At 40.7% G+C, this 19343-nt stretch carries 17 protein-coding genes; 6 read left to right on the forward strand and 11 right to left on the reverse strand.

Annotation, left to right across the window (positions count from 1 at the left end; all coding sequences use genetic code 11):
- Positions 1 to 67: 67 nt before the first annotated feature.
- Positions 68 to 1252, forward strand: coding sequence for an NAD(P)/FAD-dependent oxidoreductase (locus tag MTN97_RS04160; protein WP_248473750.1), 1185 nt, complete (start codon positions 68 to 70; stop codon positions 1250 to 1252).
- Between the two features lie 102 nt (positions 1253 to 1354).
- Here MTN97_RS04160 and MTN97_RS18095 read toward each other — a convergent pair whose 3' ends face one another.
- The 4 genes from MTN97_RS18095 to coaBC all read right to left on the reverse strand — a co-directional run bounded on the left by MTN97_RS18095 (position 1355) and on the right by coaBC (position 6737).
- Positions 1355 to 1579 carry a Fic family protein gene (locus MTN97_RS18095; protein WP_409418103.1) on the reverse strand — a complete coding sequence of 75 codons (225 nt, stop codon included), beginning with the start codon at positions 1577 to 1579 and terminating at the stop codon, positions 1355 to 1357.
- 175 nt (positions 1580 to 1754) lie between these two features.
- Positions 1755 to 4502 carry a prolyl oligopeptidase family serine peptidase gene (locus MTN97_RS04165; RefSeq protein WP_248473751.1) on the reverse strand — a complete coding sequence of 916 codons (2748 nt, stop codon included), beginning with the start codon at positions 4500 to 4502 and terminating at the stop codon, positions 1755 to 1757.
- Positions 4503 to 4734: 232 nt separating this feature from the next.
- Positions 4735 to 5322, reverse strand: coding sequence for a nucleoid occlusion factor SlmA (gene slmA, locus MTN97_RS04170; protein ID WP_248473752.1), 588 nt, complete (start codon positions 5320 to 5322; stop codon positions 4735 to 4737).
- A gap of 221 nt (positions 5323 to 5543) precedes the next feature.
- Positions 5544 to 6737 (reverse strand): bifunctional phosphopantothenoylcysteine decarboxylase/phosphopantothenate--cysteine ligase CoaBC, encoded by a 1194-nt coding sequence (coaBC, locus tag MTN97_RS04175; protein ID WP_248473753.1) that lies wholly within the window; start codon positions 6735 to 6737, stop codon positions 5544 to 5546.
- 141 nt (positions 6738 to 6878) lie between these two features.
- Between coaBC and radC the strand changes: the two genes are divergently transcribed.
- From radC to rpmG, 3 genes are all read left to right on the forward strand, one after another.
- Positions 6879 to 7553 carry a RadC family protein gene (gene radC / locus MTN97_RS04180; protein ID WP_013465906.1) on the forward strand — a complete coding sequence of 225 codons (675 nt, stop codon included), beginning with the start codon at positions 6879 to 6881 and terminating at the stop codon, positions 7551 to 7553.
- 273 nt (positions 7554 to 7826) lie between these two features.
- The gene (gene rpmB / locus MTN97_RS04185; RefSeq protein ID WP_008464111.1) at positions 7827 to 8063 is read left to right on the forward strand and encodes a 50S ribosomal protein L28; all 237 of its coding nucleotides are present in this window, start codon (positions 7827 to 7829) and stop codon (positions 8061 to 8063) included.
- 11 nt (positions 8064 to 8074) lie between these two features.
- Positions 8075 to 8230 (forward strand): 50S ribosomal protein L33, encoded by a 156-nt coding sequence (gene rpmG, locus MTN97_RS04190; RefSeq protein WP_004587947.1) that lies wholly within the window; start codon positions 8075 to 8077, stop codon positions 8228 to 8230.
- Between the two features lie 358 nt (positions 8231 to 8588).
- On the opposite strand, the gene MTN97_RS04195 is transcribed toward rpmG, so the two are convergent.
- The 7 genes from MTN97_RS04195 to lptD form a co-directional block, all read right to left on the reverse strand.
- Positions 8589 to 10604, reverse strand: a complete 2016-nt coding sequence (locus MTN97_RS04195) for a methyl-accepting chemotaxis protein (protein WP_248473754.1) — start codon at positions 10602 to 10604, stop codon at positions 8589 to 8591.
- A gap of 319 nt (positions 10605 to 10923) precedes the next feature.
- On the reverse strand, positions 10924 to 11742 hold the full coding sequence (locus tag MTN97_RS04200; protein ID WP_248473755.1) for a symmetrical bis(5'-nucleosyl)-tetraphosphatase: 819 nt from the start codon (positions 11740 to 11742) through the stop codon (positions 10924 to 10926).
- Positions 11743 to 11757: 15 nt separating this feature from the next.
- Positions 11758 to 12153, reverse strand: a complete 396-nt coding sequence (apaG, locus tag MTN97_RS04205; RefSeq protein WP_248473756.1) for a Co2+/Mg2+ efflux protein ApaG — start codon at positions 12151 to 12153, stop codon at positions 11758 to 11760.
- On the reverse strand, positions 12137 to 12943 hold the full coding sequence (rsmA, locus tag MTN97_RS04210) for a 16S rRNA (adenine(1518)-N(6)/adenine(1519)-N(6))-dimethyltransferase RsmA (protein WP_008113221.1): 807 nt from the start codon (positions 12941 to 12943) through the stop codon (positions 12137 to 12139). The genes apaG and rsmA overlap by 17 nt, the downstream gene beginning before the upstream one ends.
- Positions 12940 to 13932, reverse strand: a complete 993-nt coding sequence (gene pdxA / locus MTN97_RS04215) for a 4-hydroxythreonine-4-phosphate dehydrogenase PdxA (protein WP_013465902.1) — start codon at positions 13930 to 13932, stop codon at positions 12940 to 12942. Before pdxA ends, rsmA begins: the two co-directional genes overlap by 4 nt.
- Positions 13933 to 13934: 2 nt before the next feature.
- Positions 13935 to 15230, reverse strand: a complete 1296-nt coding sequence (gene surA, locus MTN97_RS04220) for a peptidylprolyl isomerase SurA (RefSeq protein WP_248473757.1) — start codon at positions 15228 to 15230, stop codon at positions 13935 to 13937.
- Between the two features lie 96 nt (positions 15231 to 15326).
- Positions 15327 to 17573: an LPS assembly protein LptD gene (gene lptD, locus MTN97_RS04225; protein ID WP_041695801.1), complete on the reverse strand. Its 2247-nt coding sequence runs from the start codon at positions 17571 to 17573 to the stop codon at positions 15327 to 15329.
- A gap of 94 nt (positions 17574 to 17667) precedes the next feature.
- Here lptD and MTN97_RS04230 point away from each other — a divergent pair, with 94 nt between their 5' ends.
- Together MTN97_RS04230 and murU are read left to right on the forward strand one after the other, a co-directional pair.
- Positions 17668 to 18669 carry an aminoglycoside phosphotransferase family protein gene (locus MTN97_RS04230; RefSeq protein ID WP_138564019.1) on the forward strand — a complete coding sequence of 334 codons (1002 nt, stop codon included), beginning with the start codon at positions 17668 to 17670 and terminating at the stop codon, positions 18667 to 18669.
- Entirely contained in the window at positions 18666 to 19322 is a 657-nt protein-coding gene (gene murU / locus MTN97_RS04235; RefSeq protein ID WP_248473758.1) for an N-acetylmuramate alpha-1-phosphate uridylyltransferase MurU, read from the forward strand. Before MTN97_RS04230 ends, murU begins: the two co-directional genes overlap by 4 nt.
- Positions 19323 to 19343 lie beyond the last annotated feature (21 nt).

Genomic DNA, 19343 nt, shown 5'->3' on the forward strand with positions numbered 1-19343 from the left:
CGCTCTGGCTATCTGGTTATTATTGAAACTTTGTTATAATTCACAAAAGTTTTTAAGAGATAACTAAATGACTCACGTTGATGTGATAGTGATTGGTGCCGGAGCCGCTGGTTTAATGTGTGCGGCACAAGCAGGGTATCGCGGCCGAAGCGTCACAGTACTTGATATGGGTAAAAAGCCAGGACGTAAAATTTTAATTAGTGGCGGTGGGCGTTGTAATTTTACCAATGAAAATGCAAGCCCTAGCAACTATTTATGCGCTAACCCCCATTTTGTAAAATCGTGCTTAAGTCGCTACACGCAGCACGACTTTGTAGAGCTTGTAGACCGACATGGTTTGGCATATCACCATAAGACACTCGGGCAATTATTTTGTGACAATAGCGCACAAGACATTGTTGATATTTTACTAACCGAGTGTGAGTGGGCGGGCGTTACTATTAAACTGCGCAGCGAAGTGTTAAATGTCGCTAAAACAGCTACCGGCTATAGTGTGACAACTGAACAAGAAACACTTACTTGTGAGTCGCTTGTGGTTGCATCGGGTGGGTTAACCATGCCTAAACTGGGTGCTACGCCAATTGGCTATAAAATTGCAGAGCAATTTGGCTTAAAGATATTGCCGACTATGGCTGCTCTAGTTCCCTTTACCTTACATCAGCACGATAAAGACCGTTTTGAAGGGCTTTCGGGTATTAGTATTCCTTGTGAAGTTGCAAGCGAAGATGGCACCGTATTTAAAGAGAATATTTTATTTACTCATCGTGGGCTATCTGGGCCTGCTATATTGCAAATAAGCTCATTTTGGCGAGCAGGTCAGGCGGTAACGATCAATTTACTGCCTGAACTAGATTTAAAGCAACAGCTAGCTAATTGGCGAGAAACACAAGCGCAAAAATCGTTGAAAAATAGCCTCGCGACTATCCTACCTAAGCGCTTTGTAGAAATACTTTACGCCAGTAACGCCATTCCCGATTGTAATATTAATCAACTAACGCATGGCCAAATAGATGCGCTTGCTGATTATATTCATGCGTGGCAAATTAAACCAAATGGTACCGAGGGTTACAGAACCGCAGAGGTTACTTTAGGCGGCGTAGATACCGACGAGTTGAGCTCAAAGACATTTGAGGCTAAAAAAGCTAAAGGCTTATACTTTATTGGCGAAGTGACCGATGTAACGGGTTGGCTAGGAGGCTATAATTTCCAATACGCGTGGAGCTGTGGATTTGCCGCCGGGCAGTACGCGTAGTCGTTTTTAATCAATTATAAAATTTCGCTGGAAACAGCGTATTAACACGCCACTTCATCTTTGAGGTGGCGTTTATTCCTGCTCTGTTTATAACTTAAGCTTTTAACTCGTCTGGGTAAGTTTATACTGCTGCATTTTGCTATTCGGTTTTTCGGGAATCGTCATTTCGATTATGCCTGCGTCAATGGCTGGCTTTAAGTAGCGCTCTCTAAAATGTTTACGGTCTTTTAATCCAAGTAAATTTGTAGCTCTTGTCGGTTTAATGGCTTTTCGCTTTGGATAAATATATTTAACCTGAACTCTGGATAATAAATCTATCTCAAGCAGCTATTGGCGCGTAATTTCGCCTTGTTTTCACTGGAAATCTCTGGCTAGAGAAAATAAATATAAATATCAATTTTGATTCAATACGTTAGTAAATCTCTTAACCAAAAAAGTTCAGGTTACATAGTTAAAAACCCCGATATCACGCAGTGCAGTCGGGGTTTTTAACTTCTAGTGGTTACTCTTCGATAAACGCTTCACCTTCTTTCATCCACTTAGCGGCCGGTTTGCCTTTAAGGTAATGATCAAAGTACTGCATCATACGCACTGAAAAATCGACCTGATTTGGAAATTGTTTTAGGTGATGAGGTTCACCTTCATATTGTAAAAAGGTTGCGTCTTTACCTGCGCGACGAAGCGCTAAGTAATATTGCACGCCTTCATGCCATGGCACCGCATCATCTTTGTCGCCAAACATAATCAAAATAGGCGTGTTTACTTTATCGGCAAAAAAAACTGGCGAGTTTTCAATATAAAGCTCAGGTGCTTCAAATAAATTTTTACCAATACGGCTTTGCCCTGTTTCGTATTGAAATTGGCGTGCAAGTCCAGATTTTAAGCGAATGCCACTGTAAGCACTGGTCATGTTTGATACTGGCGCGCCCGATACCACTGCTTTAAACATATCAGTTTGGGTGATCATAAATGCACTTTGATAACCCGCCCAAGAGTGGCCTTGTAAACCTATTTTATCTGGGTCGGCAATGCCTAAATCAATCAGCTTTTGGGTGGCGTTGATCATGGTTTGAGTTGAAGATTTACCAGGGTGTCCTATTTCAAAGCGAATGTCAGGTAAAAAAATGGCGTAGCCATTTGAGGTAAACATCGGGAAATTAGGGCGATGATTTAATTCCATTTTTGGAAAGTCATACATGCGCTGGCTCATGTAGCGGTAAAAGTACACCACAACAGGCACTTTATCGCCTTTTTTATAACCGGCAGGCTTGATTAATACCCCTTGTAAATCTTCACCATCAAAGCCTTTATAGCTAATGAGTTCAGGTGTTTGTCCCCAAGCAAAGTTGCTTATCTGAGGGTTAAGGTTAGTTACGCGTTGTGGTTGTTTAAAGTTAGAGTCTGTTTGATAAATGTCTGGAAATTGCTGATAGGTTTGCTCAGTAAATAAGTATTTATCGGCATTTTTGGCTTTTTTAACTACATCAAAGCGCTTATTACCTGTAAGTAATTTAGTGACTTCAAGAGTTGCTAAATTAAGTTTTGCCACTTCACTTTGCTTGCTTTGTAAATTAATTGCAGAAAGCAGGAGCGTATCATTGTTGTTAAAGCCTACTTGGTTTTTATCAAGTTTGATCACTCTGTATTGCGTATTACTTTTTTTACCATTAGTTAAGCGTTTAGCTTGCTTGGTATTGACGTTAAATGACCAAATATCGTATTTGCTGTAAACCAGTATTTCGCTGCTATCGTTCAGCCAGCCTGCAAAACCATAACCAGGCTGCTTGGATGGATAGTCGTGTTTGTCATCGGCAAATGTGGCGTTAATCGCCTTGCTGAGTACGCTCACTTTATTATTACCTAAGTTTTTAAGCTGTACTTGGTTATTATCAAAGTAAGCAGCAAACTGCCCATTGGGCGCAAGGCTCGGCCTAAATGGATAGTCGTTAATGATAGAAGTCTGTTTACCCGTGTTTATATCAACAGCAAAGTAGTCAGCAAAAAAACCGCCATACATTACTTTTTCAAGATGCGCTAAATTTGAGTAGCCTAACAATGACGTGGCACGCTCAGTATTAAGCGCCAGCTCAGGCATATTTGGCGTGCTTAACTGAACGACTTGCTGTGAGTTTACATGGTATACCGCAGTGTAATGACGATTTTTATTATTTTCATTCCATTGCTGTTCTTCGCGCGGTTTTATTTGCGCGTCATTGTTGTGCCATACATTTAATCCTTTATGGTCGCGAATTACTTCAAAGTCATACAGTGATGACTCATTTGTGTATTCTTTTTGTTTAACTTTTGCAGCGAGTTTTGGGCGGTTTTCAAAGTATAAACGTGTACCATCTTCGGCCCAAGTTAATGTCGCGGTTTTGCCCATTAACCATTCTGGGTTAGGTGATTGCACAGTGGTTAGCGTGTCGTTTTGCCACAGCGTTAATTCGTACTGACGACGACGCTTATCATCGTTTACATAGTTGCCTAAGGTAAACGCAACGGTTTTTTCGATTGGGTGCCAGGCTATTTTGCTAGCAACCACACCGGGCTCATCAATTAACACGGTGCTGGTAAAATCATCGAGTGAGAATAAAGTAATTTGATTATTGCCGCCATCAACATAGCTTTGACTCACTAATAGCTGATCGCTGGTGGCACTAATGCCATAGGTAAAGGCACTTTCAAGAGTATGAGTGCGCTTATCACTTAAGTTGATGATAACCAGCGGATAGCTTTTATCTTTTTTGTCGGCAGTGATAGCGCTATCGTTGTCGAGTTTTTTATCGTCTTCTTCAGCGTTTTCATTTTTGCGATAGACCAGCCACTGGCCGTTATTAGCTAGCACGTAATCTTTTACATTATTAAAGCTTTGCTGCTCACCGGTTTGGGTGTTCACTAATACTAAGTTATTTTTTAAGTCACTTTTTTTCTTAGTGGTTTCTTTTTCAAGCAGAGTAGGCACCTGCGTAAATGCGACCCAGTTTGCCATTTTGCTAATGGTAGGACGGGTTCCTCGTTCCACATCAGCAATAAGCTTATTGCTATTGAGTGAGTAGACTTTCCCTGTAGCATCCCCGCGATAAGGGGTTGCACTTAAAGATAGGATTTGACCATTTTCAGAAAGCTGTGTGCCTTTTGCAGATTTAAAATCAAATACATCTTTAAATTCTAATGGCTTATTAGCTAAAGCACTGGCGCTCGTTAAGCTGGTAATAAGTGCACAGCCTACAAGAGTGAGTTGTGTTTTCATTATAGATTCTCGTTTTTTAACATTATTTTATTGTAACGAGTTTTAATAACAATTCGAGTAGATACGATAAGTGGTAGCAGGGCAGAGATGAGAAGTTAAAAATAAAAGGTAAAAGGTGAAAGGTTAGATTTCGGGCCACGGGATGTGAGGTGTTTGGCATCGGTAAAAATAAGAGTGGAAGTGGTTAATTTAATACCTTGTTAGCATCACTAACAAGGTATTACTTCGAATCTTATAACCAAATTTTTTGAAGCTCTAGCCATTGTTTTTCAAATTGCTCGCTAGGTCGTGCGCTAAAATTACTGCGCACAAACTGGTTCATTTTACCCTCAACGTAGGCAAGCAAAAAGTTAGCTAGTGTAAGTTCATCACTTTGAAAGTTTTTACCTTCACGTAATTTACGCTCTCTAAGAATCTGTTTGAATTGGGTTTCTAGCTTTTCAAACAAGCCTTGTACACGCTCACGAAGTCGCTCTTGTTCACCCTGTAGAGCGTCGCCTGTTAATATACGGGTTATGCCTGGGTTTTTTTCAGCAAACGTTAGCAGCAGTAATAGGGAGTTGTATACACGCGCTTTGCTTTCTTTCTCGTTATCTAAAATAAGATTAATACGTGATAGCAGCGTGTCTTCAATAAATTCAATTAACCCTTCAAACATGCGCGCTTTACTAGGAAAGTGGCGGTAAAGAGCGGCTTCAGATACGCCAACTTCTGCGGCAAGTTTGGCTGTTGTAATACGCTGACCTGGGCTGGTTTCTAACATTTGTGCGAGTGCTTGCAGTATTTGCTCTTTGCGATTACTTTTTTTTGTCGCAGGCATGAACATTCCTTTTTAATAGTTATTTTTTCAACATAAATGTGCGATAACACAGCTTTCTGCCAAGTGTTACAGCGCGCAATACTCAATGGGGTGTTTTGCACGTATTACAGCGATGCATTAGTACTGCGTAAGCGTTAAGCTATTTTAGCGCAATAAAATTACACTAAAAGGTCACAAGGCGTCATCATGTTAATGTTTTATTCAGTTTGTTTCCAGCCTTTTTATAATCGCTTGGCAAGCTGTTCGATCACTTTAACCGCTATTTCTATTTTACTGGTTTCAGGTAAGTCGAGTTGTTCATTTTGCCAATAAAGGGTGAGTGCGTTGCGCTCTGAATTAAAGCCTACATCACTGTGCGATACATCGTTGGCACAAATCATATCGAGGTTTTTATTGGTTAGTTTCCCCTTTGCGTAATTAGCAACGTTCTGCGTTTCTGCGGCGAAGCCGACGGTGTAAGGGCGGTTTTGTGTGAGGTTTGCGACCGCTGCTATTACATCTGGGTTTTTAACTAAGCTAAGAGTGAGTTCATCGCCTTGTTTTTTCATTTTTTGCGTGGCGATACTTGCTGCACGATAATCGGCCACAGCGGCACAACCAATAAAAGCATCTGAGTGAGACGCATATTTGAGTGACTCATGCAGTAACTGTTCAGCACTTTCTATATTAATTAAATTAACGCCTTGCGGTGCTGTAATAGTTACCGGGCCTGAAATTAAGTTTACGTGTGCGCCGAATGATAACGCAGCTTGCGCCAGTGCATAGCCCATTTTTCCAGAGCTGTGGTTTGATATAAAACGAACAGGATCGAGAGGTTCACGAGTTGGACCTGCAGTAATTGTAATTGTTTTACCTGCCAATAGTGCAGGTTTAGCAGGTTCAGTGCATAAGCTCACTAATTCATGCGGTTCAAGCATTCGCCCAGCACCGACATCACCACAAGCTTGCTCGCCTTTGCCTGGCCCCCATATAGCAACGTTGCGTGCTTTTAAAGTGGCTAAATTAGCTTGCGTTGCAGGGTGTGCGTACATTTGTTGATTCATTGCCGGCGCTATGGCTACTTTTGCGGGGGTCGCCAGTAATAAAGTCGTGAGCAAGTCGTCAGCAATCCCTGCGGCCATTTTCGCAATAATATTGCTGGTGGCAGGAGCAACTAAAATTAGATCAGCCCATTTGGCAAATTCAATGTGCCCCATAGCGGCTTCGGCTGATGGGTCTAGCAACGAGTCAGACACCATTTCACCACTCACAGCTTGCATGGTTAGCGGGGTGATAAAATGTTTTGCTGATTCAGTCATTACAACTTTAACGTCACAACCATGGTCTTTTAAGCGTCTTACGAGTTCAGCACATTTATACGCTGCAATTCCACCGCTAATACCCAGCACTATTTTTTTATTTGTTAAATTAATCATGGTTGTTCATCAATTTTATAAAATATGGTGGCTAAAATAACAAATCTTGAGCGTGACAGCTAAAATAAAATGCGTTTTATCGCACTAATTTTTGATTTTGCATTACAGTTATACAGTACAGTAATCTTTCAAGGATGAATCATGCAATTAACGTCATTACCTAATTCGCTCCGCCCGCGAGAAAAACTGCTAGAAAAGGGCGCAAAGGCACTCTCTGATGCTGAACTATTAGCTATATTTTTGCGCACGGGCCTACCCGGCATGAATGCCATAGAGTTGGCGCAGCATTTGATTAACGAAAATAAAACCCTGCATAATTTGTTTAATGCCAGTATGGATGAATTTTGTGCGCAAAAAGGCTTGGGAATGGCTAAATATGTTCAGCTACAAGCAGTACTTGAGCTAAGCCAGCGTTACATGCAAGAGGGCTTTGTGCGCGACGCCGTTTTTAATTCTCCACAAGCCGTTTATGACTATTTAACGCTGCAAATGCGTGGATTGCAGCAAGAGGTATTTATGGTGTTGTACCTTGATAGTCAAAATCGTTTATTAAAAGATGAAATATTATTTTACGGCACAATTAACGCAGCCAGTGTATATCCGCGTGAAGTGGTAAAGGCGGCACTGAAAAATAATGCGGCGGCGGTGATTTTTTCACATAATCACCCCAGTGGTATTGCAGAACCGAGTCAGGCCGATAAGCTCATTACCAATAAATTGTGCCAAGCACTGCAATTAGTCGACATAAATGTGTTGGATCATATTATTATTGGTGGTGAAAGTAGTGTTTCGTTTGCCGAACGGGGACTGATTTGAGTTTATCGTTTACAGATATGTGCTAAAAATGAGCGGTTTAGTGCGTTTTGGCAAATTAGTTTAATTTAAATGCAGTTTTTACTTTCCCTAAGGGCATTCGATCTTTATAATTAGCCGCTATCAAATTTACACATGAGCTGGTTGGATAAGATCAGTATTTGATCTTTGCCTGTAAAAGCTGTATAAAGAGCGCCCTTTCGATTTATCTCTAGGGCACAATACATGGCCTTAGGGAAAATTAAGCTCGAGCGAAGTTATTGGAGATATATAGACATGTCTAAAGTATGTCAAGTTACAGGTAAGCGTCCAGCGGTTGGTAACCACCGTTCACACGCGAGAAACGCGACTAAACGTCGTTTCCTACCTAACCTACAAACACACCGTTTTTGGGTTGAAAGTGAAAAACGTTTTGTAACATTACGCACTACTACTAAAGGTATGCGTATTATCGATAAAAAAGGCATTGACACGGTTCTTACAGAAATCCGTGCTCGTGGCGAAAAAGTTTAAGGAACTGAATTATGCGCGATAAGATCCGTTTAGTTTCAACTGCTGGTACTGGTTTTTTCTACACTACCGACAAGAACAAGCGTAACATGCCTGAAAAAATGGAAATCAAAAAATTCGATCCTAAGGCTCGTAAACATGTGATTTTCAAAGAAGCTAAAATCAAGTAATTTAGTTTTCTTTCAGAAATGTAAAAACCCAGCTTATGCTGGGTTTTTTGTTTTTAAAATCTGCTCTATCATCCACCGAAACCATATCACCGTAATGATACCCATTGAATTAAATCGCTAATTGGCTTTTGTTAAGCGCCACGAATTATTCCGTAGATAATGGCATCAGTTGTTTATAACTAAAAAACATAAAAAGTATGAGCATTAAATAATTTTACGGGCTAAGTCGTTGGGTATTGTGTATTTAGAGTGCGGTTATGAGCTATTTAAGTATGCCTGAAGAGGAAGAAAGAGGTTTTACGGTAACTGACTAGGGTATGAGCTGTAAGTAGCTCTAAGGCTACTTACAGCGCGATATTTATACTTTAAAGTTCTCTACTGATATTCTTAGCTCTTCGGCTAATTTAGCCACTTCTGAACTTGAAATATTCGTTTGTACAGCGCCTTCTGCTGTTTGCTCGGCAATAGCAACAATAGACTCTAAGCGCTCACTGATCTCTTGTGATACTTGTTGTTGCTCTTGTGCTGCTGTTGATATCTCTTCACTGACATTATGCGCTTGTGATACTGCAAGGGTAATTGAATCCAGTGCACTATTGGCTAAGTCACTTTGCTCAACACACGAAACCGCGCGTTCTTTACCTTTTTCCATAGCTTTAACCGCTTCTTCAGCGCCCGACTGTAGTGACTCAATCATAGATTGAATTTCTTGGGTCGACTCTTGTGTTTTACTTGCAAGTGATCTCACTTCATCAGCTACCACAGCAAAGCCTCTGCCTTGCTCGCCGGCACGCGCAGCCTCAATAGCCGCATTAAGTGCAAGTAAGTTAGTTTGCTCCGCAATACCGCGAATAACATCTAAAATACTACCAATTGATGCGCTATCTTTGTGTAGTTTATTGATAACACTTGATGCTTCGTCTACCTCGTAGGCGAGTTGCTCAATGGTTGCTTTATTTTGATTTGAAATACCTTTAACGCGCTCCGCTTCTTTATCGGCATTTTTAATTTCGCTCAGTGCTTGTTGTGCACTATTACTCACTGTTTGTGATGTGCTGCTCATTTCAGTGGTTGCGGTTGCTGCTTGCTCTACTTGCGCTTGCTGATTACTGATTGCTTTGCTTGATTCACCGGTAATTGTTGAGGTTTGCTCAGAAGCGGCTGCAAGTTGTGTTGAACGTGAAATAATACCGGTGATTAAGCTACGTAAACTATCAATTAAGGTATTACAACTTTTCGATAATTCACCAAATTCATCTTTTGCGCTGTCATCTAAGCGTTGAGTCATATCACCACTGGCAACAATATCTAGAATACGATTTACTTCCGCTAATGGCTTAATAATACGGTTAACCGTAATGATGGCTACAAGCACAGCGATAATAGTCGCAATGATCATACCTATCCATGTCCATAAATTAGCTGAGTTTACGTCACTACGTACGCCTTCTTGTAATGTAAATGCAACGCCACTGGCTTGTAATACTAATTCGTCAATTTGGCTAAGCGCTGTTTTGGTCGCTTTTTCAGACTCTGCTAATTCACGCTCGGTTGTGCTTATTGCGTCAATAAGGCGCTTTTTATTCGCTGAAAGGCTATCGTTACCTAAAATATTGCTCTCTAGGGTATCTATATAACCCTTTAAGTCATTAAACAAGCTGTTGTGACTTTGCTCTATCGCCGGCTTTATTAATGAAACTGTACGAACGACTTCTTCAAAGTAATACACTTGCTCGTTTTTGATAATATCGAGCGTGTTAAGCGTTTTAACGGTTAGCATGTCGGTGCTGCTGGTAACCACGGACATAAAGTTATTTTCTAGATTATTAGCTGCTTGATAAGCGCGTGGATGATTATCCTCTAAACCATCAATATCAATAATATCAAGCACTATAGAGTTGGCATCTTCTGCCGCGAGCTCAATGGTGTCTAGTTGCGCTTTGAGCTTTTTGTTAAGCACTAGCTGGGTGTTTTTATCTTTAAGCAGGCTGCTTATGATATTTGAAAAGCTCTGATAGGTTTTTTCAACTTCAAGGCTACTTTTGTTTAATTGTGGATCGTCTTTAACAACTTGTTGTAGTTCGCGGTGTAATTTATCAAATATTTGTTTTTGTTCTTCTATTTGAGCTTTTAATGAGGCGAGTTCTTGAGCCGATGTAATATGGAAACTAGCTTGGGCGGCTTTACTCATCAAAATAAATTCAGCTTGTAATTGTGCACTTTTGTTCAATGCAGGGAGCGATAGCTGATTAACTTTTTGAGTTGAACGATCTATATTTGCTATTTTTATTAAAGAGTTACCGCCAATAATTAAAAGTAATAAAGTGATAAATATAAAACCACCCCAAATACGTTGACTCACTGTTAGATTCATATGGTTTTCCATTCAAAAATACGTCTATTAAAACTTATCGGCGCTTTCAACAATAAGTTAAGTAATTAAAAATAATTAATTTTTACTGTTAATAGTTAGTTGCTAAATTTACCGCGAAACTTAATTACAAACCAAGCATGCATAATACAAGTCTTCGATTAGGGATAAAAAATAATGTAAGGCGTTAACACTTGTTTATTGCCTATGTTTAACTCAATTAAGAGTATTACTATTTTTTTACACAATATTGTGAATGTTTTGTAATTATGCAATTTAACATCCACTTTTAAACTTAACAGATGTATTAACTTTTTTCAGTTTATTTAGACAAAAGTTGTGATTTTTCTGAAAATTTTTGCTTACTTTGTAGTTCTATTAGTGTCATTGAGCCACCCCATACGCAACCCGTGTCTAGAGCATAAAGGTGGTTGTAGGGCGTTTTGCCTTCAAGTGCTGCCCAGTGTCCAAAAATTAGGTCATGTTGAGCATTCATAATGGCAGGATGAGAAAACCAAGGAATTAGTGATGATGAATTTGTTGTTGCTTCTTTTGCATTAAAATCGAGCAAATTATCAGGCGTAATAAAGCGCATGCGAGTGAAATAATTAACGATGTAACGAAATTTAGCAGCATCATCAAGTTGCTCAGTCCATTTTATCGGGTGAGGCTGATACATGTTTTTAAAATAGAACTCGGCATTGTTTTGACTGTAACACTGTTGAGCAAATTGAGCGTGTTCAATAGCATGTACGCATGACCAATCAGGGTTAAGTCCTGCATGAGAGATAAAACAATCATACTGCTCTAAATAAAGAGCTAAAGGCTGAGTTTGTAAAAACGCGATGTAGTGGGGCAGTTTACTACTGTTAAACAGTGCAGTGAGTCTGTCTTTGGGGTTAGGTGTAACATTATTTAAATAACAGGCAATCATGTGTAAGTCATGATTGCCTAATGTGACGCTAACACTGTCTTGATGTTGATAGATATAATCAAGGCACGCTTTCGAGTTTGGACCGCGAGCGACAATATCACCCACTAAATATAAGTGATCTTTGCTAGGGTTAAAGTCGACTTGCTTTAACAATAAACTAAATTCGTCAAAGCAGCCTTGTAAATCACCTATTGCGTAGTCGGCCATTGTTACCTGTTTTTGTCAGTGTAAGATATTAGGACAGGCTAAGCGGAATACGTTTATGGGGGCTTCAAATTCAGCACCAAACTCGTTACGTAAAGTGTAATGTCCCTGCATGGTGCCTACCGGTGTATCTATTATTGCACCACTGGTATATTTGTAGCTTTCACCTGGAGCTATATCTGGGGTTTCACCCACCACACCTTCGCCTTGCACTTCTACTTCTTTGCCATTGGCATCAGTAATCAGCCAATAACGGCTAAGTAGCTTTGCACTGCATAAACTGTGGTTTTTTATAGTAACGGAGTAGGCGAACACAAACTTATCTAGTTCGGGTTGCGATTGCTCTTCCACATAAAACGTTTCAACAGATACCTTTACAGGTGATCCTATATTACTATTACTGCTTGTTGTCATAAATCCAGTTAGCTATATCAATAAATTGTTGTAACGACAGGCTCTCAGCACGCAAAGTAATATCAATGCCAATGCTGGTTAATTCGTCAGCTGTTAGAAGGTTGCCAAGGCTGTTACGCAACGTTTTACGGCGCTGATTAAACGCTTCTAAACAAACGGTGTTTAATATTTTAACGCTTTTAGCGGTGCGCTGCTGTGCCTTTTTAGGGATTAAGCGAATAACCGCAGAATCGACTTTAGGTGCCGGTTTAAAGCACTCAGGCGGTACTTCTACCACAGGCATCGCATGACAATAATACTGAGTCATCACACTCAAGCGACCAAAGGTTTTACTACCTGGGCCTGCTACCATGCGCTTTACCACTTCTTTTTGCAGCATAAAGTGCATGTGCTCAATATGATCGGCAAATTCAAACAAGTGAAACAACAAAGGCGTTGAAATGTTGTACGGCAGGTTGCCGAATACTTTTAGCTTTTTGTCATCTTTAACCAGGCTTGCAAAATCAAACTTCATTGCATCGCCTTGGTTTACGGTTAATTTTGGCCCTAAAAAAGGGTGTTCAATTAAACGCTGGGCTAAATCTTTATCTAGCTCAACAACCGTTAAATGGCCGCTTAAATCGGCAACAGGTTCGGTAATAGCGCCTAGACCTGGGCCAATTTCTACTAAATTATCTTGCGGTTTAGGATCGATAGCGGTGACGATTTTGTCGATGATTGACTCATCGAATAAAAAGTTTTGGCCAAAACGTTTACGGGCGCGGTGTCCTAAGTGTACTTTATCGGTCATTGATTCTGTGCTTTTTCATGGGCGAGCTTAATTGCTTCGCGGATCGCTAATTCAAAACTGCCAACATCAGCATCGCCTGTACCGGCTAAATCAAGCGCAGTACCGTGGTCGACTGAGGTGCGAATAAATGGAAGGCCAAGAGTTATATTCACTGACTTACCAAATCCTTTATATTTTAGCACAGGTAATCCCTGATCGTGATACATAGCCAGCACTGCATCGGCTTCATTTAGGTATTTATCTTGAAATAGGGTATCGGCTGGTAAAGGACCGATTAAGTTCATCCCTTCAGCCCTTAGTAGGTTGAGCGTAGGCGTAATCGTGTCGATTTCTTCGCGGCCTAAATGGCCATCTTCACCAGCATGAGGGTTTAAGCCACAGACTAAAATGCGTGGTTGCTCAATACCAAATTTCGTTTTTAAGTCATGATTAAGAATATTAGCTACTTTAACTAGTCGCTCTTGCGTAATGGCACGAGAAACATAAGCAAGCGGAATATGTGTGGTTACTAGGGCAACACGCAAACCTTCAGTGGCTAATAACATAACCACATCGGCTGTACCTGATTGCTGAGCAAAGTACTCAGTATGGCCACTAAAAGAAATGCCGGCTTGGTTAATAATACCCTTGTGAACAGGCCCCGTAACAACGGCATCAAATGTGCCATCCATATTCTTCTCGCTGGCAATACGTAATGTATCTAACACGTATTGTCCATTGGCGTCATTAAGCACGCCAAGCTCAACGGGCTCTGCTAAATTAATTTGCTTAATATATAAGCTGCCAGCCGCTGTTGGCATTGCTTTGGCTTGTTCATCAAATTCAATTAATTCAATGTTTAAACCCAAATGCTTAGCGCGTTGTTTTAGTAGCGATGCATCTGCAATCGCTACTAGTTGCGCATCCCAGCTGTGCTGTGCCAGTTTTAATAGCAAGTCTGGGCCAATGCCTGCAGGCTCACCGGGGGTTACCGCAATTCTTAAGGTCATAATTATTCGTCTATTGGGAAAATTTCAACGTGGGCTTGTTCGCGCATTTCTTGCTGCCAGTTAAAGCTTTCTTCTTTAAATTTACGATTAAACAACATGCCATGTGCACGATTGCGTTTAGCTTGCTCTGTCTTATCTGCAACACGTTTATCTAGTAACTGCACAATGTGCCAGCCAAACTGACTTCTAAATGGTTCGCTGATTTCGTTTTTATCAAGTGATAGTAACGTATCTCTAAACGCAGGCACGTAGGTGGTTGGATCAGTCCAATCGTATTGACCGCCTTTAAGTGCTGAACCTGGGTCTTGTGAATGCTCTTTAGCAAGTTCTGCAAAGTCAGCATCGCCGGCGCGTAAATCTTTAACAAAGCCTGCTAACATAGTGCGAGCTTTTTCTTCACTTAAAATAATTGAAGGCTTAATAAGAATATGGCGAGATTTAACTTCAGTGGTCTCTACTACTTGGCGACCACGTACGTCTTGCACTTTAATGATGTGGAAACCCGCACCGGAACGAAGTGGACCAATAATCGCATCTTTCTTTTTACCTTTTACAGCTTCTGCAAATAACGATGGCATTTCGTTAATGCCCATCCAGCCTAATTGTCCGCCTTCAAGCGCTTTTGAGCCGCTTGATGATGAAATGGCAATACGTTTAAATTCTTGGCCATCTTGCAGCAGTTCAATAACTTTGTCTGCGCGTGTTTTTGCTGAGCTTACGTCTTCTGCAGCAGCACCACTTGGAATATCGATAAGTATGTGACCAATATCGTATTCTTCGGCATTTTGGCCTTGGCTATCCATAATTTTTAGTAAGTTATCAATTTCTTGGTCGCTTACATATATACGGCGGTCTACGTTTGCACGTGTAACTTGTTGCGTGGTTATCTCTTTACGAATTTCTTCGCGGTAAGCTTGAAAGCTCTCACCCGACGCTTCAATAGTACGACGCAAATCAGCAATTGTACCGCCTTGCTCTTTAGCCATGTTGGCAAGTGTTTGGTCAAGCTGGCTATCTGAAATTTCTAAGCCCATGCGCTCAGCCATCTGCATCATCAAGGTTTGATTTACTAAACGCTCAATCGCCTGAACACGTAGTGTTTCGTCTTTTGGCAGCTGTTGGTTTTGTTTTTCTGCTTGTTTTTTTACGCGATCAACAATAGTGTCTACTTCACTTTTTAAAATAACGCCTTGGTTTACAATACCAATTACTTTGTCTATTTCGACAGGGGCGGCAAATGCACTTTGGCACAAGCTGAACGTTAAAACTGCTGATGTTAATAATTTTTTTAAATTCATATTCTTTTTACTACTCTTACTAATAGTACTGTTGTAATGCTAAATACGGCTAAATTAATATAGTTATTTGTAAATTTTTACTATAAATAAAGCAGTTTAGTCATTAAGAAAATACGGCCTACGATAACCAAAAATACCTTGTTGTAATAATTTTTGAGCATCGTAACGGCTTTTACTACCAAGCCCTTTTAATACAAAATTCAAACGAATGCTCGAATCAAAAGTGGCTTGGGGTTGCCCAATTGACTGATTTAAATCAGTTTCAATTTGGCGATGGCCAGTAATTTGGAACGCCCAACAGCACGATTCATACTGTAATCCACTCAATACTTCAATACTGCGGTTATTATCAAGATCGCGATGGTAACTTGCAATAAATTGCCACTCGTCACTGATAGGGATGCTTGTAAATAAGCCCGCTTGCTCGATTGTATTTCCTGAGACATCATTTGCATAGCGATGGTTCAATTGAACCAGCTGATTATCGTCACCTTTATAGTCTAAGGTTAAATTTGACTGGATAATTTGCTTGCCATCCGTGTCGTACTGAATACCACCCGATAAATACCAGCGGCGGTGCCAATGTAACATGGTTTGCGCTGCAAACAAGGCATTGTAGTTACTATCGCTATTAAGTCCTTGCTCTGTAGGCTTGGCTGAATCACTTAAATAAAATATTTGGCCTGCGCTGAAGTTAAATACTTCTTCATTTTTCTTATCAAATAAACGCGTTGTAGCCCCTAATGTAAATTGATTAGCTGCGGCAATTCGGTCAACACTTGAAAAACGCGCATCCCTGAATAAACCAAAAAAGTCATCTTGTAACTTGGTGGTATCGTATAAGCCAATGTCAGACTGATCTTTATTAGGCGTATATAAATACTGAATTTGTGGCTCTAGAGTTTGAATACCATCGTCAATAAAAATTGAGGTGTCGCGCTCAAAGTTAAGCTGAGAATATAAGCGCACTTTAGGCAAAGTACGCGAAACATTATCGCTATACTGTGTACCCTGTAAATCACCGTCTTGTTTATAGTTAGTTTGCAATAAGCTCACTTCAGATAAAAATGACCAGGCATACTCTTTGTAATCAAAGCGTGCTTTAGGTTCGATGTGCACGCGAGTAGCTTGGTCAATTACCGCAGAGCTGTTAGTAAAATGGCTCAGCTCGCCTGAAACACTAAAATCGAAATAATCAATTTTCCAAGGGGTGGTTTGGGTAAAGCTAATTTGTGGTAACGCCGTGTATGATTCTAAGTGGTCACCGAGTACTTCAAAGTTTTGCATTTTTATATCAGTACGCCACATTTCGCCCATATGGGTTAGCGAGCCGGTACGATAAAGCTGCGTATCGGTTTTACTTGCATAGGTTGAGTTTAAATCAGTGAGGTAGTTATCATCACTAACATTGGTAATATCAATACTGGCTCGCCAGTCTTCACCAATATAACTTTTTTGTTGCCAATGAAACAAAAAACGCTCGTTAAGCTCAGGCTCTGAGTCATCTTTATTTAAATATTCTACAGCCACTAAACCTTGGTGCTCTGGGGTTAAATATCTAAATTCAGTTTGTAATTGTAGCCCCTTACGTGACATATAACGCGGGGTAATAGTGGCATCATAATTAGGGGCAATATTCCAATAATAAGGCGTAATCGTTTCTAATCCATAGCGATCTGAACTTGAAAAGCTGGGCGTTAATAAGCCTGACTTACGGCGCTCATCGAGTGGGAAAGTAAAATAAGGTAAATAGAGTACCGGCGTATCTAAAATACGTAGCACGGCATTGTAGGTTTCGCCCCAGCCTTCTTCACGTGATAAGTTTATTTCATCGGCTTCAATAGCCCACACAGGCGTATTACCTGGGCACGCAGTAAAGCTTGCATTCATCAGCATTAAGCCAGACTTATCGACGGTGAGCTTTTCCGCGCCGCCTTTGCCTTGTTGTTGTGTTAGGCTATATTGTGCGCCTAATAAACTAAATGCTGAGTTATTTAAATCGGCATTTAAGCCCGAACTTTGTACGTGGCTTACATAATCGCGATAGGTAATTGGGCCAGTGGCATTAAGCAGGCCACGTTGTTTATCAATCAGTGCTGATTGTGCGGACAAACTCATGTTAACGGTGTTAATATCAACATTGCCAGTAAATTCAGCGCTTTGCGTTCCTAAAAGCTCAACGTCATCAGCGCTGATATCAACCGTTCCAAGCTCAAGGCCAGCAAGCGGTTGCCAAGCTCTGGTTTGCATTGAAGTGCCACAAAAATTGTGTGTCAGTTCAGTTTCGGCAAGCGATGGTGCGCTCAGTACGCTTAGCATCAAAATGCCCCAGGTTTTGCTCATTTATCGACCTTTATGCTCTGTGATTAGTTACAAGCTATACATAATAAAGGAAAACAATGGCAAAGTAATTAGTGAAAAATAGATAGCTTATAAAATGACACGCTTTGAGAGTTTACAACAGTTTATTAATACTCACTTTAGTGAGCAATCCTATGCGCTTAATGCAATAACTGCAGATGCCAGTTTTCGCCGTTATTATAGGTTAAACGCTGAAAATAAAAACTTTATTGTGATGGACTCCGATCCAAAAAAAGTTAACAACGTCCCTTATATTGCATTAAACAAGGTGTTTTCTGAGCAGGGGTTTTTATTGCCATCCATTATTCATAGTGACGAGCAGCAAGGTTTTTTTATTCTAAGTGATTTAGGTAGCACCCATTTAGCTGACTTGCTTGATGATGCCAATCGCAGCGAGTATTACCAGCAACTGATCAGTTTAAGTGCCAAGTGGGCAAAAACTCCAGCTGCGCCGTCAATGAATCCGTATGACCGTGACTTTATTGCATTAGAGTTGGATATTTTTAAAAATTGGCTGGTTAATGATTTTATTAGCGCAGAGCTCAGCGCTGAGCAGCAACAGACTTGGCAAACAAGCACAGCGCTGCTAATAAATACACTGCTTGAGCAACCCACAGTCACAATGCACCGCGATTATCACAGTCGTAATATTATGCGCTGCGAGCAGCAATGGGCGATTATTGATTATCAAGACGCGGTACAAGGTCCGTTATGTTATGACTTAGTCTCACTTTTAAGAGACTGCTACTTTAAATTGCCTAAAGACGAGCTGAATCATTTACTTGAGTTTGGTTACGACGAATTTAAACGCCAAGGTTTAATAGCTAACGAGTCATTTGCAGAATTTAAATATTGGTTTGATTTAACGGGTTTACAACGCCATTTAAAAGCGGCGGGTATTTTTTGTCGTTTATATTTGCGTGATGGTAAACAAGGTTACTTAGCAAACATACTCCCTACACTTGAATACGTAATAGAGGTGGCGGCACAATACCCTGAGCTTAGCGACTTATCGGCTTTGATAAAAACTAGCGTGGTGCCAAAGGTGCAACAGCGGTTAAAAGAGGAACAACCATGAAGGCGATGATATTAGCCGCTGGGCGCGGTAAACGTATGATGCCGCTCACCGCACAGTTACCTAAGCCTATGTTATGTGTAGCAGGAAAACCACTGATTGAGCATCATATTATGCGCCTAAAGGCTGCAGGTATTACTCAAATAATAATTAACCTTGCGTGGCAAGGAGATAAAATAAAAACCTATTTTGCTGATGGGCGCGCCTGGGGCGTGACTATAACCTATAGCCAAGAAGTGACGGGCGGGCTTGAAACCGCAGGCGGTATTATTCAAGCGCTTCCTTTACTTGGTGAGTCATTTATTGTGATCAATGGGGATGTTTACAGCGACTACGATGTCAGTGCATTAATGCAGCTACATTTACAGCCTAAAGAGGCGCACATTGTATTGGTTGAAAACCCTGCGCATAATCCTGATGGCGATTTTGCACTGAGCCACTTACCGACAAGTAGCCTGCGGTATACTTTTTCAGGGATAGGGCGTTATCAAGCTGACTTTTTTGAGGGGCTAGCCCCAGGCATTCGGCCATTAGGCCCTTTGCTACGTGAAAAATTAAATGAACATTTAGCCTCCACTGAACTCTATATTGGCCAATGGGACGATGTAGGAACGCCAGAGCGTTTATCGGCTCTTAACCAACAGCTAGCGCCATAAGCTAAATATAAAAACATTAGA

This window comes from Pseudoalteromonas sp. 2CM36K (assembly GCF_023161865.1).
Taxonomy (GTDB): Bacteria; Pseudomonadota; Gammaproteobacteria; order Enterobacterales; family Alteromonadaceae; genus Pseudoalteromonas; species Pseudoalteromonas tetraodonis.

Bases quoted from the DNA above. Each gene is read 5' to 3' on its own strand.
- MTN97_RS04230 (WP_138564019.1), top strand. From the start codon at position 17,668: ATGACACGCTTTGAGAGTTTACAACAGTTTATTAATACTCACTTTAGT.
- surA (WP_248473757.1), bottom strand. From the start codon at position 15,230: ATGAATTTAAAAAAATTATTAACATCAGCAGTTTTAACGTTCAGCTTG.
- apaG (WP_248473756.1), bottom strand. From the start codon at position 12,153: ATGACAACAAGCAGTAATAGTAATATAGGATCACCTGTAAAGGTATCT.
- coaBC (WP_248473753.1), bottom strand. From the start codon at position 6,737: ATGATTAATTTAACAAATAAAAAAATAGTGCTGGGTATTAGCGGTGGA.
- MTN97_RS04165 (WP_248473751.1), bottom strand. From the start codon at position 4,502: ATGAAAACACAACTCACTCTTGTAGGCTGTGCACTTATTACCAGCTTA.
- lptD (WP_041695801.1), bottom strand. From the start codon at position 17,573: ATGAGCAAAACCTGGGGCATTTTGATGCTAAGCGTACTGAGCGCACCA.
- rsmA (WP_008113221.1), bottom strand. From the start codon at position 12,943: ATGACCGATAAAGTACACTTAGGACACCGCGCCCGTAAACGTTTTGGC.
- MTN97_RS04200 (WP_248473755.1), bottom strand. From the start codon at position 11,742: ATGGCCGACTACGCAATAGGTGATTTACAAGGCTGCTTTGACGAATTT.
- MTN97_RS04195 (WP_248473754.1), bottom strand. From the start codon at position 10,604: ATGAATCTAACAGTGAGTCAACGTATTTGGGGTGGTTTTATATTTATC.
- slmA (WP_248473752.1), bottom strand. From the start codon at position 5,322: ATGCCTGCGACAAAAAAAAGTAATCGCAAAGAGCAAATACTGCAAGCA.
- radC (WP_013465906.1), top strand. From the start codon at position 6,879: ATGCAATTAACGTCATTACCTAATTCGCTCCGCCCGCGAGAAAAACTG.
- rpmB (WP_008464111.1), top strand. From the start codon at position 7,827: ATGTCTAAAGTATGTCAAGTTACAGGTAAGCGTCCAGCGGTTGGTAAC.
- rpmG (WP_004587947.1), top strand. From the start codon at position 8,075: ATGCGCGATAAGATCCGTTTAGTTTCAACTGCTGGTACTGGTTTTTTC.
- murU (WP_248473758.1), top strand. From the start codon at position 18,666: ATGAAGGCGATGATATTAGCCGCTGGGCGCGGTAAACGTATGATGCCG.
- pdxA (WP_013465902.1), bottom strand. From the start codon at position 13,932: ATGACCTTAAGAATTGCGGTAACCCCCGGTGAGCCTGCAGGCATTGGC.
- MTN97_RS04160 (WP_248473750.1), top strand. From the start codon at position 68: ATGACTCACGTTGATGTGATAGTGATTGGTGCCGGAGCCGCTGGTTTA.